14 protein-coding genes are annotated in these 13,423 nt (G+C 39.6%); 7 read left to right on the forward strand and 7 right to left on the reverse strand.

The window, feature by feature from the left end; all coding sequences use genetic code 11:
• Positions 1–7 precede the first annotated feature (7 nt).
• Both CES82_RS00490 and CES82_RS00495 read right to left on the reverse strand, forming a co-directional pair.
• Positions 8–2,854 carry a DEAD/DEAH box helicase gene (locus tag CES82_RS00490; RefSeq protein WP_098823360.1) on the reverse strand — a complete coding sequence of 949 codons (2,847 nt, stop codon included), beginning with the start codon at positions 2,852–2,854 and terminating at the stop codon, positions 8–10.
• Positions 2,841–3,266: a (deoxy)nucleoside triphosphate pyrophosphohydrolase gene (locus CES82_RS00495; protein ID WP_098823361.1), complete on the reverse strand. Its 426-nt coding sequence runs from the start codon at positions 3,264–3,266 to the stop codon at positions 2,841–2,843. The genes CES82_RS00490 and CES82_RS00495 overlap by 14 nt, the downstream gene beginning before the upstream one ends.
• Before the next feature lie 329 nt (positions 3,267–3,595).
• Between CES82_RS00495 and CES82_RS00500 the strand changes: the two genes are divergently transcribed.
• The 5 genes from CES82_RS00500 (at position 3,596) to recA (ending at position 7,514) form a co-directional block, all read left to right on the forward strand.
• Positions 3,596–4,348: a GW dipeptide domain-containing protein gene (locus CES82_RS00500; RefSeq protein WP_098823362.1), complete on the forward strand. Its 753-nt coding sequence runs from the start codon at positions 3,596–3,598 to the stop codon at positions 4,346–4,348.
• Between the two features lie 156 nt (positions 4,349–4,504).
• On the forward strand, positions 4,505–5,032 hold the full coding sequence (locus CES82_RS00505) for a hypothetical protein (RefSeq protein WP_098823363.1): 528 nt from the start codon (positions 4,505–4,507) through the stop codon (positions 5,030–5,032).
• 180 nt (positions 5,033–5,212) lie between these two features.
• The gene (locus tag CES82_RS00510) at positions 5,213–5,713 is read left to right on the forward strand and encodes a DUF2798 domain-containing protein (RefSeq protein WP_098823364.1); all 501 of its coding nucleotides are present in this window, start codon (positions 5,213–5,215) and stop codon (positions 5,711–5,713) included.
• Positions 5,714–5,804: 91 nt separating this feature from the next.
• Positions 5,805–6,209 (forward strand): hypothetical protein, encoded by a 405-nt coding sequence (locus CES82_RS00515; protein ID WP_098823365.1) that lies wholly within the window; start codon positions 5,805–5,807, stop codon positions 6,207–6,209.
• Between the two features lie 213 nt (positions 6,210–6,422).
• Positions 6,423–7,514 (forward strand): recombinase RecA, encoded by a 1,092-nt coding sequence (recA, locus tag CES82_RS00520; RefSeq protein ID WP_225364796.1) that lies wholly within the window; start codon positions 6,423–6,425, stop codon positions 7,512–7,514.
• A gap of 109 nt (positions 7,515–7,623) precedes the next feature.
• On the opposite strand, the gene CES82_RS00525 is transcribed toward recA, so the two are convergent.
• Positions 7,624–7,929 carry a YciI family protein gene (locus tag CES82_RS00525; RefSeq protein ID WP_180245614.1) on the reverse strand — a complete coding sequence of 102 codons (306 nt, stop codon included), beginning with the start codon at positions 7,927–7,929 and terminating at the stop codon, positions 7,624–7,626.
• Entirely contained in the window at positions 7,929–9,092 is a 1,164-nt protein-coding gene (locus CES82_RS00530) for an alpha/beta hydrolase (RefSeq protein WP_098823368.1), read from the reverse strand. The genes CES82_RS00525 and CES82_RS00530 overlap by 1 nt, the downstream gene beginning before the upstream one ends.
• Before the next feature lie 217 nt (positions 9,093–9,309).
• Between CES82_RS00530 and CES82_RS00535 the strand changes: the two genes are divergently transcribed.
• Positions 9,310–9,780, forward strand: a complete 471-nt coding sequence (locus CES82_RS00535; RefSeq protein ID WP_098823369.1) for an RrF2 family transcriptional regulator — start codon at positions 9,310–9,312, stop codon at positions 9,778–9,780.
• Positions 9,781–10,018: 238 nt separating this feature from the next.
• Here CES82_RS00535 and CES82_RS00540 read toward each other — a convergent pair whose 3' ends face one another.
• Positions 10,019–10,717 carry a FadR/GntR family transcriptional regulator gene (locus CES82_RS00540; protein WP_180245615.1) on the reverse strand — a complete coding sequence of 233 codons (699 nt, stop codon included), beginning with the start codon at positions 10,715–10,717 and terminating at the stop codon, positions 10,019–10,021.
• A gap of 142 nt (positions 10,718–10,859) precedes the next feature.
• Here CES82_RS00540 and CES82_RS00545 point away from each other — a divergent pair, with 142 nt between their 5' ends.
• Entirely contained in the window at positions 10,860–11,756 is an 897-nt protein-coding gene (locus tag CES82_RS00545) for a 3-hydroxyacyl-CoA dehydrogenase (RefSeq protein ID WP_098823371.1), read from the forward strand.
• A 180-nt stretch (positions 11,757–11,936) separates the two neighbouring features.
• On the opposite strand, the gene CES82_RS00550 is transcribed toward CES82_RS00545, so the two are convergent.
• Both CES82_RS00550 and CES82_RS00555 read right to left on the reverse strand, forming a co-directional pair.
• On the reverse strand, positions 11,937–12,386 hold the full coding sequence (locus CES82_RS00550) for a hypothetical protein (RefSeq protein WP_098823372.1): 450 nt from the start codon (positions 12,384–12,386) through the stop codon (positions 11,937–11,939).
• Between the two features lie 124 nt (positions 12,387–12,510).
• A complete protein-coding gene (locus CES82_RS00555) occupies positions 12,511–13,362 on the reverse strand; it encodes an NmrA family NAD(P)-binding protein (protein ID WP_098823373.1) in 852 nt (283 codons plus the stop codon).
• Positions 13,363–13,423: the final 61 nt, after the last annotated feature.

A 13,423-nucleotide genomic window follows, 5' to 3' on the forward strand; every position in this document is an offset into this window, starting at 1 on the left:
TCCAACACTACTTTTCAAACAACAAATATTTATCATACTGAGCACTATTATCCAACTGCAGTAGCATCCGTACTATTGGTTCGACTTTACCATCTTTAACCTGAAATTCTTGCTGTTCTGTATCTTTTACTTGCACTTCACCAAAGTAATAAAAGCCTTTACCCTCGTCGTCATTCTTCTTGATGAATAGTCGGATACTGGTCTTACTATTCTTAATTTCAACGACTTCTTTTGAATCTATTTTAACATTATGACGTGTATACCACTGAAACGTATCGGTGTTAATAAAGCGATCTTGATAATTAATACTTGAATCGATTTGATCTGACTTTGAATATGTTACAAAGATTGGGCATTCATTATCCCTTACTCGATATCCATAAATAGTCGAACTTGTATCATTATCCCAACAAAGCAATCGACAAACGTCTTTCCGTGTATAACGATGGTATAAAGTAAATTGCTCATCTTGATTATACCTTTCAGACCTTATTAAACCTGCTTGAATTGCATCATCGAATAATTTATTGAACAGAGAATTATTTTTCATCCAATCAAGTATTTTGGGATTTAATACATAAGTATCATCTTGAACTGAAACTAGCGGATCATTTCCATATTTCTTTTGCGCAGCTTTCTGAAAGAATTCCAACGAAAGTACACGTTCAATCGATTGAGATACATCTGCGTTATAGAAAATCTGCTTTTCAGATAACAATTCCTCAAAATCATTTTCACCGAATCTTCCACGATTTTGGATTAATTCATTTAATAGCAACAATTCAACACTACGCTTACCATTCATTAACTCAATGGAAATAAAACTAAGAATAGCTTCTTCATCCGCAGTAAGGTGAACATCTTCCTTCATCCTAACAAGAAACTTATAGTAATTCTGATAGTTATCAGCAAACACTGTACAATCAACAGTCTCAGACTTTTGGAAATCGCAAAGTAACGGTATCCGACCTAAACGAAATTTAAGATCAGTATAGTCGTCTTTCAAAACTTTAAACCCGGCTAATTTCGTATTATTAATTGACTGATAAATCCTTTCCTTGGCAATCTCCGAGAAGTTAACCGTTGATACTCCTGAAATCTGTCTAACTTCCAAATCGTCACGCGCTTTATCAGTGCTCCGCGACTTATCCCCAGTCAGAGCAATCGGAATTAAATAGTTATTCTTATAATTACCGATAAAATCAATCACAGTCACAAATGATTTATTATTAGCTTTTCGAAGACCTCGACCTAACTGTTGAATAAAAACAATACTGGATTGTGTATTTCTTAGCATCACCACTTGATTAACACAGGGAATATCAATTCCTTCATTAAAGACATCAACGGTAATGATATATTCAATTTCGCCATTTTCCAACTCAGCAACCACTTCATCACGCTTACTTTGAGGCGTTTCTCCAGTAAGTGCTTTACTCAAATGGCCTCTATCCGTCATTAATTTAGCTAATTCGTAAGCCTCATCTTTTCGACTGCAGAAAATAAGTCCCTGTAATCTGTCACCTGAATAACCATAGTATTCTGTCTGTTTGATGATGTATTCGACTCGCTCATCTGATACTAACCATTTAAGCGCACTAGTATCATCACTTACTTCTCCGTCTTTTTCGTAGTCGGTAATGCCAATATAGTGAAATGGACACAACATATCTTCGTCCAAAGCTTTTTGTAGCCGAATCTCATACGCAATATTATAATCGAACAACTCATAAAGATTATAATCATCCATCCGTTCCGGAGTAGCGGTCATCCCTAATAGAAAATCAGGTTGAAAATACTTTAGAACACGTTGATAGGTCGGACTACCGACTCGGTGTGCCTCGTCAACTAAAATATAGTCAAACTCAGCCACATTAAACTGTGTTAAGAAATCCTGCTTAGATAAGGTTTGAATAGTTGCAAATACATATTTAGCGTCCTTATCTTTACTCGTACCTGAGATTTTTCCAAAAGCATTATCTGGTTCATTACTCAATACCCGCTTAAAACTAGCCATTGTCTTATCAAGAATTTGTTCCCGGTGAACAATATATAAAAACCTTTTGGGCTGATAACTAGCTACATCAAAAGCACCTAAATAAGTTTTACCTGTACCAGTTGCTGAAATAACAAGGGCTCGTTCGGCACCATTATTGCGAATTTCTGATAAGTTATTCAGCGCATCAGTTTGCATGGCATTTGGCATAATTTGATTTTTAGAAGTGGATACTTTTGGATGCGTTTCCCTTAAGGCGACTGGTTGATAACCCTTACTGTAAAAATTGATCCAATCTGTCGTTAGTGGGGTTGCTTTATTCCATGCCAATTCAACTTCTTGGATGAGCTTTTCCGTAATCGATCCATTATCGTAAGAAGTAAATTTGATATTCCATTCGTAGTTATTCATTAAGGCTTGTTCAGTTAAATTAGAGCTGCCAATAATCGCAGATTGATACCGTTGCTCTTCATGGTCAAAAATATAACCTTTCGCATGAAAATTATCATTTTCAGCAATTCGCACTTCAACATTATCTAACTTTCTCAATTCTCGAAATGCTTTTGGAGAATTAAAATTTAGATAGGTGGAAGTTAAAATACGACCGTGAATACCTTTAGCGGCTAAATCAGCTAATTTCACCTTTAGTGAGGTTAATGCCCCTTCAGTGATAAAAGCAATCGCAAAAGTGAATGAAGAACAGTGTGATAACTCCCTCTCGATATGTAGTAACATCGTATCACCATGACTATTGTGAATAAATTGAGGCATGAGCTCTTCAGAACCAGCAATCTCCCGATCCACAAAACCATTGGCAAGCGAGTTTTCAATTTTAGCTTGAATATCAGTTAGATCCATAGAATTTCACCTGTGTTAAATCTGCTTTAGAAATGACATTAACAGCTGCTTGATCGGCTTCAGCCCACGATAACTGGTTCAACTCATTTTGATTAAGCCATTCTACTCTGCTATGCGCTACCAAATCAAAGTGGTGGGTCAGAAATTTGGCATAATATACAGTTAAATTAACGATTCCAAAATCATATTCGTGGCTATTTGTTTCGGTCACACGTTCACCCACAACAATTTCATCGTTGAATTCTTCATTTAATTCACGCTGCAATGCTTGTTCTGGAGTTTCTCCAGTTTCTATTTTGCCACCAGGAAACTCCCAAAGTGTCCCTAACACGCGATCATCATTGCGTTTTGTCGCTAATACCTTGCCATTTTCAATTAAAGCGGCTCCAACCACGTTGATTTGTTTTTTCATGCTGAACACCTTCCGTTTTCTCGTCTAATAACAATATATTATCACATCTAAAACGGCTTCAGAACAGAATGAGTGGGAAATCATATTTACCATCAAGATGGTTTTGCCAAAACATCTTTTAGAATTACTCTTCACTAGTCGAATTTCTAATTACACTTTAAAAAAATGAATTTTCTTATCTATTATTTTGTATTAAGCCTATAATTAAAATGTTAAATTATTCATTATTTAACTAATAATTCTTTTATGGAGGTTTTAGTTTGAGGTCGTCAAAGGTTTTTAAGGGTATTTTATTAGTCATATGTACGTGTTTAGCTGGAGTTAGTATGATGGTGTCACCCAGTTCAGCATCTGCAAAAACTGCTCCTGCAAAAGTAGTATCATACTCTAAAATTAGTAGCTCAAAAAGATACCACGCTTTGTATGGAAACATCTACGGCAATGCAAAATTAACCAAAAAGGTTCACAATGCAAGTAATTTTCCAAACACAGTTTTTTCGGTAACAAAATCTGCCACAATCAAAAAATATCACGGCTCTAGATCTATTTACTACTACATTTCTAATAAGTCTGGAACAGTAAAGGGATGGATCTGGCGTGGCAATCTTTCTCCAGTTAAAACATATGCTCAAGAAAAATCAGATATTAACGCTATGATTAAAATTATTAATACTATTGATCCTGATGAGCGTGGAACATACTTAGTAGAAATGAATGATGTTACACCTCAACAAGCATATTCTGGTATTTCCAGCGTCACCGGCGATATAGGCAGTGACGGTTATTATATGGGGTCAGTAGGCTACTCAGAAAACATCAGTGAAATGCAGGCAATGGGTAAAATTTATAATTTATTTGAAAAAAGATTTACTTCATCTCAAAAGAGGACCCTTAATGCACTTTACGAAAATTATTTAACAGAATTAGACTCCGCAGTTTCTAATGAAAATAATGAAAATCCAATAAGTGACGGTTCAGCCTTTGATGACAGTGAAGAAACTGATGCTGATGCTCAAGAAGCTACATCTGATTTATCAACAGTACTTGTAAAAGATATCGCCTCGTTACAAAAGACGGTTTAAGATTCTCATATATTCCAAGTAAAATGAACACTTATTATTAATTCAAACTCTGTTAATTTCACCAATATCCACGGTTTTAAATTTAGCCAAGTTTAAACTTGAATTAGGTAACTTAAATGATCAAGAGGTAATTACAAAATGTCTAGAAAAAGGGTCATGAGAATTGTACTTAGTTTAGTTGCCACACTATTCTTATCACTAGTTGCCTTGCCAACACAAGCATCGGCAAAAACAACTTTAAAGTCATTTCCAACATCGCTACACAGAACTTGGTATCATTATGATGGTCATGGTCGATACGACACCATTCATTTTTCGTCTAAGAAAATGAGTTATGCACAGTATTACGACCATAAATGGTATCGTTCCACATCTACGTTACATTATCGGAATGCCAACACGGATTCTGACAAGATAAAGCGTCATAATTCTTGGGTAGTTGGTCATACCTTTCATATAGGTAAGGCTAATTGGACAAACGTGATGGGTTGGAACCAATCAGCCGGTGACGGTAGCTCATATAAAATTGAAACTAAAACCTACCATCATAAGAAAGTCCGTGTATTAAGTGAAGGCGGCGGTGCAGAATTCTGGATTGATAACCACTTCTACACCAGCAAGGGAACCGCTCATAAACTTGGTAATCATCATTTTTCAGGAGAACACTATTATCCTAAATATTAATATCCACAAACCCTGATTTGATAAATCTCAAAACAGAGTCTAAACCAATTTAAACGGTTTAGGCTCTATTTTGTTGTTTGTCATTCAACCGCTTCCAAATTCGTAATCAAAATGTAACTTACGAAGCACCCTCTTTCTTTGCTATGCTTAGCAACATTGTGAAAAGAAAAGGAGATTCAAATGCCTCGTAATTTTAAAGAAGAAATTGTTTTTACTGCCATCATGGCCGGCTTAATGGTCCTCGTTATGGTTGGTTACAACGTTGTTTTAGCAGAAGGATTCACGAATGACTTCCTGCTGCACACCATCACGGAATATCCGGGTGGGTTACTCGTTGCCGTTATTCTTGATTTGTTAGTTGTCGGCAAGATTGCTAAGTTTGTCGCGTTCAAATACATCATCAACGATTATATGAAGAAGAATGTTTTATTGATCGGTTTAACCATCTCTGTACTAATGGTATTGGGAATGGTTACCTGCATGTCATTATTCGGCATTATCATGGCTGGTAACGTCGGCTGGGGCGCCTATGGTCACGCTTGGTTATTCAACGTCATCATGGCATTACCACTGCAGTTACTGATCGTGGGCCCTATTGCTAGATTTGCTTTGGGTAAAATGCAAACTGCTGCTGACAAAGCAACTGTATTACGTGAAGAAGTAGAAGAAACCGAGCTGTAAACTTGATTCGCCGTTATTTCATTTCTTTACCATTCCACCGCATTATCGACTATAATGGCTAAGTAACCTTCATTAAAAAGGACTTAATGCTATGCAAAAAGAATTAACCTATTATCATCGATATTTGCGTTCGTATTGGTGGACAGAAATATTTAACACCGTTATCTTCGTTGTGGCTCTTGGCGCAACAGTGGTAAACGGCCTGATTGGTGGCAGAGACCTCATCTCCGCATCTACCTCCAGCTGGCTGTTCATCCTGGTGCTCATCGTCATCGGTGTCACCATCATCATGATGTTTGGCAAAGTTAATCGTCAAAACCGTGCAGTCGCTCAATTCAAGCTGTTCATGGCTAAGGATGATAAACAGCTTTCACAGGATGATGAACCCCTTTATAAGCAGTGCAAACGTTACTACCAGCGAGGGCATCAGTTGGACAAGCTCAACATGGTCATTGCTTTGGGCGTTGTCTGCGGCTACATCTTAATTAGTATATGATTTTCTACAAAATAATCGTCCTGCAGCACGTTGTGGCTGTGCGGACGATTTTTGTTTAAAATTACTTCCATTATGTAGGTTCAATAACCGCTCAGTTGTTTCACATGAAACAATCGTCATCAATTCTTCTCTTTCGCTTTGTTTATTTAGCAAATAAGACTACAATAGTAATATAGTTTAGAACGTATGTTCGAAATAAAGGGGGATTGCCGTATGGCTCTACAATTATTCGAACCCGGTCATTCAGCACAACGGACCGATGCAAAAGAACGTAAACAAGCGTTGGACGAAACATTAAAACAAATCGACAAAAAATTTGGTAAGGGCGCGTTGATGCGCATGGGCGATAAACCCAACCTAGACATTAAACGCTTCTCGTCAGGCTTACTTTCACTAGATCACGCCATTGGTGGCGGCTATCCGTATGGTCGCATCATGGAACTCTATGGACCCGAATCATCTGGGAAAACGACTTTGGCGCTAACAGCAGTTGCCGCACTCCAAAAAGAAAACGGCATTGTGGCCTACATTGATTTCGAAAACGCTTTGGATCCAGCTTACGCTAAGAATCTCGGTGTTGATCTGGATTCACTGCTGTTATCACAGCCCGGTACTGCCGAGGATGGCTTCAACATCGCTAACGAACTAGTTAAAAGTGGTGCTGTGGATATGATTGTCTTCGATTCCGTTGCCGCGATGCTACCAAAGGCTGAAATTGACGGCGAAATTGGCGATAATCACGTTGGTTTACAGGCCCGTTTGATGTCACAATCATTGCGTGGCCTCACGAGTTTAGCTAATCAAACCCAAACTACCTTACTATTCATCAACCAAATTCGTGAAAAAGTTGGTGTGATGTTCGGTAGTCCCGAAGTCACTCCCGGTGGCCGTGCACTAAAATTCTACTCGACCATTCGCCTAGATATTCGTCGTCGCGACAACATCAAAGAGGGTCAGGACATCATTGGGACCAACGTCAAAATCAAGGTCACCAAGAACAAGGTTGCCCCGCCATTTAAACAGGTCGAAGTCCAAAACTTCTTTGGCAAGGGCCTTTCTCATGCGGGTGACCTGCTGACTATTGCGGTGGATAACGACATTGTTCAAAAATCCGGTTCATGGTATTCCTATCAGAAGGAACGGCTTGGCCAAGGTCAACCAAACGTGATTGATTATTTGGAAAAGCATCCTGACACAGAAGATAAGATTGAAAAAGACATTAAAGATATGTGGAGCGACGAAAAGAAGGATAAGGCACCAGATAAGGATGATAAATCCACTGGTGATCATACGGAATTAGTTTAGTCGTTACGCAAAGGGAGTGCTGATTTAAACAGCACTCCCTTTTTTAGTTTGATGATGTTTTTCTCAAATCCAGTAAATGACGGTTCTTTGACAACTGTTGTTGGTAACTTCATTCAAAATTGCTTTCATCTAAATCGCCAAACTGTGGCTTCCATGGCGTAATGGTCATCGAAGTTATCAAGTCATGGATATAGTACGGATCTTGCTTGATAATGGTCATCAAAGCATCACGGTCTGCTACATGAAAAATCAAAATTGCCTGGCGCTTGTGATTACCCTGACTGGGGCCGGAAACTACTAAGTTACCGATTTTAATTTGTTCTTTGAGATATTTCACATGAGCCAGCACATACTTGGTCCAGCCAACGATATTATCATGGGTGTAAGTCACCACAAAGTATTGTCTTTGGGTCACTATTTTTCATCCTTTTTAAAAGTTTGGGCATCAACTGATTGGTAAAATGCGGCTAACGCATCAGAGACAGCCTGTGGTTGTTCCATCGGCATCATATGGGTACCGGGGTCCAAGGTGACTAGCTTAGAATTTGGATAGGCATTTGCCATTTGCTGCATGAGGGCAGGAACCGCAGAGGCATCCTGTTTACCGCCTAAAGCCAATACTGGCACTTTGATGTTCGGTGCGGTTTCCGTTGCATCACCTGCGGCCATTGCACGCCAAGCTGCGGCCCAGTTAGCCACGCTAATATGACGAACACACTCGCGACCGTAGCGGACTTCCCAAGGGTTTCGAGCGATGGTTTCAGGTGTGAACCAGCGAATCAAGGATACCGCTACTTGTGCTTCCATACCCTCTTTTTCAGCAGCATCAGCCCGAGCAGCCAACACTGGGAATCCTTTAAGTCCAGTGGCAATTAAAGCTAATGAGCGTATGTCTTCGGGATAGTCGGCAGCCAAGGCCTGTGCAACTGCACCGCCGTATGAAGCGCCGTAAATATCCGCTTTTTTGATACCGAGTTTACCCAACAACTTGTGCAAATCATCAGCTAATTGATCCAAACTCGTAGTGACTGGCGCATTGCGAGCCCAACCGTGACCACGAATATCATACGCGATGACCCGCGCACCAGTCTTAGCCAGTTGGGGATAAACTTCACGCCAAGTACGGTGATCCAGTGCCAGGCAGTGAATCAAGACGATAGGGAAGCCTTCACCGTGGTTGTCCCAAACCATCGTTTCATGATCGCCAACGTTTACTAATTCTTCAGTGACGTTTGGCCGTAAGCGTTGCTGCTCACTTTGCAGGTAAGGCGCAATTAACCGGGTGGCGTTAACAGCGCGGGGATTGCCAGCATAAATGCTAGCTAAATTGATCACATCTTGAATCTCATCATCTGTTGCGCCGGCTTGCTGGGCAGCCTTGGTATAAACTTGAAGCTGACCGTCCATATCGCCCATGCCAATCAGCATTGCCAGGGTATTCATTGCCCACTGGCGGTCGCCGATGATTGCGTTATCGTTCAGTTCTTTACCAGTGTTAGTGATTGCTCGGCTGAGCTGAGGTGTCAAGCGTGCTAATTCTGATACTTTTTTATCAACAATAGTTGAGTCGTCTGTCATATTTAAAATCTCCTTTTATCTATAGATAATCATTGTCCAAAGATTAAAGCTATTTTACAACTTGCTCCGAGAAAGTCAACTAATAATCAAAAAATTTGATAGCTTATCAAAGACAAGCTTTTTTGGTTTGACGGTGCTGTTTGCATCTAGGCGAGACTAGTTTTAAAGTTGTTTTACAGACTATTATGACCGGCTGACTGGCCGTAGGAGGTATAACATGAAATTTAAAATTGGAGTAGAACAAGCAATCTACGTGGTAGTAATCCTAGCGCGTCAAAAGGATCAACAGCCACTAAAAAGTAAACTGCTTAGTCGAATCCTACAAGTGTCTGATTCTTATCTGCATAAAATTACACATCAGCTGGCCGTACATGGCATCGTTGCTACTGATGCCAGCAAAACCGGTGGAATCACCTTAGCACGGCCAACTAGCGAGATTTCGCTGCTGGATATTTTTACTGCAATTGAAGGCGACGAGTCGTTTGCCTCTTGGAATAACTTGCGCGATCAAGTACTGCGGCTTGATCAGGCTGCATTTGATCAAAAATTCGACCAGGTCAGCCTACAGTTTGAACGTGCCGAGGCTAAATACAAAGAAACCTTGAGCCAATTGTCCATCGCTGATCTGCTGAGCGATGAGGCTTCCGCTTATGTGGACTGGCGAACGCTTGCTGACAAATACAAATAAAAAAAGCCAAAAAAAGGGCTACTCATTTAAAGTAGCTCGCCAGTAGTTTATTCAATTAATGGTTCCAAAAACCAGTTTTGAAATGGTACTTATTCTGAGTGGCAGCTCTGCCTCGATACCATTTGTTACATGATTTGAAAATTAAAGAAGTTGTAGTACTTTAGCTATTTACTTAACAAATCTGGTACACATGAACCACACTTTTTTATGTTCTATTAAGTAAACTAGTCTTATGGAATTAAGCCCGCATGAGATCTCGAAAGCTCCATTCAATCAAAGCGTGATCAAGGTCAACGGCCAGTTTAACGTTGCCCTGACTAATAGCCTCCAGCAAATCTTGATTACGCTGAATAATCTCAGAATTGCCACCATCCTTACTATTCCATTCCGCCAATTTTAGATACATTGGCCGGAAGCTATTAATAATCAGCGGATAAACTTGATTTTGGGAAGCTAACGCGAGAGCATGAAAAAAGTTGAAAGTTGCAGCAGACCATTCTTGAACGTTGACTGCTTGTTTAAATTGATCCAGGGCTTGCTTAGCTAATTTCAAACTGGGCTTATCTTGCCTTTGTGCTGCCAAGGTCACGATGTTTTCCTCAGTAACAAGACGAAATTCGTAAATCGATTGAAGCAATGAAGTCTGATAATAACCCCCATCAAAATCAACCACTTGATTGAGTGTTTCTAGGTTACCTTCACTGTGATAGTCAGCAACAAACGCACCTTGGCGCGGACGAATATGGATGAAGTGAAGCTGCTGTAATCGGTTTAAACCACTATTAATGACGGATCGGCTGACATTCATTTGATGTGCCAATTCACGTTCATGAGGTAACTTATCACCTGGCTTTAATTGTCCTGTGATAATAGCATTCTTGATTTGTGTGACTAATAATTCTGTAGCGCTAGGTGCTTCAATCGGTTTGAATTTCATCATATTGCCTCCTTGTACTGGTCATACCAGATACCAAAGATGATTTTATCACAAGAATTCAAGAAAAGGATTATTGTGTATTTACGCACAAGCAGAAATTTTATACCCTTTAGATAACCTATAAAATCTGGAGGGATTAATTATGACAATTAAGAATGTTACTGTAATTGGCGGCGGAGTTCTTGGTAGCCAAATTGCTTATCAAACTGCCTTTAAAGGCCTAAAAGTGGTCCTTTACGATATTAACGATGATGCGATGAAAACTGCAAAGAAACATATTGAACAGTTAAAAACAGCTTATCAGCGCGATTTGAAGATTACCGATAAAGATTTTGAAAAAGGACTCCAACAGCTGAGTTATACAACTGATTTAGCTACTGCTGCTAAGAATGCAGACTTAGTCATTGAAGCCATTCCAGAAAAATTAGATATCAAGAAAACGTTTTATGAATCATTAGCTAAAGTTGCCCCAGCAAAAACAATTTTTGCCAGCAATTCATCAACCCTATTACCTAGTCAGTTAAAAGATTTTACTGGTCGACCAGAACGTTACTTACACATTCATTTTGCGAACCAGATTTGGAGTCGCAATACTGCTGAAGTTATGGGCTCGCCTGAAACTTCAACAGATGTGTTTGATCAAGTCGTTGATTTTGCCAAAACCATTGGCATGGTTCCAATCCCACTGAAAAAGGAACAGCCAAGATATGTGCTAAACTCGATGCTGATTCCGTGGCTAAATTCAGCTTTAGTTCTGTGGGCTAAAGGTGTCGCAGAGCCAACCACGATTGATAAAACGTGGATGATTGATTTAGGCGTTCAAGTGGGACCATTTGCTGTCTTAGATGCTATCGGTATGAAGACGCATTACAACATTGTTGTGACCGAAGCTGAAGCCACTGATAACGATGATTTACGGTTAGTTGCTAAGAAGATGAAGGAACGGATTGATGCAAACAAATTGGGACCAACTACTGGTGAAGGCTTTTATCACTGGCCGAATCCTGAATTTATGGCGCCTGATTTTTTAACTAAGTAGCTGACTTTGAGTACAACACCATTGTGAGGTACAGCAAGCAAGTTAGATTTCTGTCTAACTATTATGAACAAAATGGCTCTATCTCGGTATTTATTAGAGATAGAGCCATTTTATTATCTATGAAGTATTAATTTTAAGTTAGTCTATTTTGCTCACTGATTTTGACTTATTTCACACTCTCTAATACAGATTATCATCGTTATGATCATCATTATGAAACGCCCACGAATCGAACCAGCCAGCATCGTAACTATCATCATACGGGTCACCCGAGTAGCCACCGCCACCACCTGTTTTGTTGTCGAGCCATACACAGAATAGGTACAGTAAGAACAACCCCAATAACATGAAGAATAGCATTCCCAGAGCTATCACCCACGACTCGATGTACGGCCACACCCAAATACCAAGTTTTAAGAATAGATAGCCTGTCCCTATAGTAACCCACCAAGAACGCTTTTTCTTCTTACCAGTACGTGTTTCTACACTGGCTTGCTCCTGAGGTTCAACTAGTGGGTGCTTAACTTTGGTGGTTGACCCAAGTACGTATTTATAGTGCAATTGTGGATGTGATTCTGATTTGAGATACATCTGTCGTGACGGCTTTGCAGATTTTAATTGAACGGTCATTTAGCCTGCTTCTTTCCGGTTTAATCTCTACAAAATCAATTTTACTCTCTCTAATTAACTCCGTCACAAAAAACCTCTGAAATTTAAATCAGAGGTTTAAATCATTGTATGCATTTCGGGACTTTTAAAGATTCAATTCCCGTTTGAGGTATTCATGGAACGTCGTTGGTTTACGACCCAGTTGCCATTCAAGCACACTGGTATTTCCGTCTAATCCCCAGTTATTATAAGTGTTAGCTAAGTGTTTGAACCCTTCACGGAAGTACAAGTCCTTGGCACCAAGATCATCGAGCCATTCATCAATTGGTTGGTAAATAGCTTTGTAGTCTTTACCCGTAACTTCATTAAAAATATCCATACACTCGTTCAGTGTCAGACGTTCAGTTCCTACTAATTCCAGATCTGCTTTATTATACTTTTGAGGATCGCCAACCACTTTGGCACAGACCTCAGCAACATCTGCTTCATCAACCCAGGCAACACTCTTCTTGTCCAAAAAGAAGAACATCTTATACTCACCATTCTTCATGATTTCCTTTGGCGTAAAGTTATGCATGTAGTGGGTTGGTTGCAAGATCGTATATGGCAGGTCTTCATTCATCGCAGTGTACAGTAAATGTTCCTCAATGTTTCGCTTATCAACGTGTTGTAACAACGTTGTCAAAATTGGGTGAATAACTGAAACAAATACGAACTGCTTCAAATGTGCTTTAACAGCCAAATCAATCATTGCTTTACCAATATATTCTTCTTGGGCATTGAACAGCGGTGGCACGTAAACAATCTGATCACAGCTATCAATCAGTTCTTTTTGAAAATCAACGTCGGTCAAATCGCCAACCATTGCTTTTTTGATTCCTGGTAAGTCCTTAACTTTAGGGTTAATGTCTGACGCAATCACATCATAGCCAGCATCTACTAACCCTTTCACCATTGCTGAACCAGAATGACCAGCTGCAGAAGTTACTAAAATCATAGTGAATACCTCCATCAAACTTTATTTGATTTAACGGTTATATTGTAATCGCTTTCTAAGA

The sequence above is a fragment of the Secundilactobacillus silagincola genome (assembly GCF_002583405.1).
In the GTDB taxonomy this organism is placed as follows: Bacteria; Bacillota; Bacilli; order Lactobacillales; family Lactobacillaceae; genus Secundilactobacillus; species Secundilactobacillus silagincola.

Excerpts from the sequence above, each read along its gene's own strand:
- CES82_RS00550 (WP_098823372.1), bottom strand. The coding sequence starts at position 12,386 with ATGACCGTTCAATTAAAATCTGCAAAGCCGTCACGACAGATGTATCTC.
- CES82_RS00510 (WP_098823364.1), top strand. The coding sequence starts at position 5,213 with ATGCCTCGTAATTTTAAAGAAGAAATTGTTTTTACTGCCATCATGGCC.
- CES82_RS00555 (WP_098823373.1), bottom strand. The coding sequence starts at position 13,362 with ATGATTTTAGTAACTTCTGCAGCTGGTCATTCTGGTTCAGCAATGGTG.
- CES82_RS00545 (WP_098823371.1), top strand. The coding sequence starts at position 10,860 with ATGACAATTAAGAATGTTACTGTAATTGGCGGCGGAGTTCTTGGTAGC.
- CES82_RS00515 (WP_098823365.1), top strand. The coding sequence starts at position 5,805 with ATGCAAAAAGAATTAACCTATTATCATCGATATTTGCGTTCGTATTGG.
- CES82_RS00495 (WP_098823361.1), bottom strand. The coding sequence starts at position 3,266 with ATGAAAAAACAAATCAACGTGGTTGGAGCCGCTTTAATTGAAAATGGC.
- CES82_RS00530 (WP_098823368.1), bottom strand. The coding sequence starts at position 9,092 with ATGACAGACGACTCAACTATTGTTGATAAAAAAGTATCAGAATTAGCA.
- recA (WP_225364796.1), top strand. The coding sequence starts at position 6,423 with ATGGCTCTACAATTATTCGAACCCGGTCATTCAGCACAACGGACCGAT.
- CES82_RS00490 (WP_098823360.1), bottom strand. The coding sequence starts at position 2,854 with ATGGATCTAACTGATATTCAAGCTAAAATTGAAAACTCGCTTGCCAAT.
- CES82_RS00505 (WP_098823363.1), top strand. The coding sequence starts at position 4,505 with ATGAGAATTGTACTTAGTTTAGTTGCCACACTATTCTTATCACTAGTT.
- CES82_RS00535 (WP_098823369.1), top strand. The coding sequence starts at position 9,310 with ATGAAATTTAAAATTGGAGTAGAACAAGCAATCTACGTGGTAGTAATC.
- CES82_RS00500 (WP_098823362.1), top strand. The coding sequence starts at position 3,596 with ATGGTGTCACCCAGTTCAGCATCTGCAAAAACTGCTCCTGCAAAAGTA.
- CES82_RS00540 (WP_180245615.1), bottom strand. The coding sequence starts at position 10,717 with ATGAAATTCAAACCGATTGAAGCACCTAGCGCTACAGAATTATTAGTC.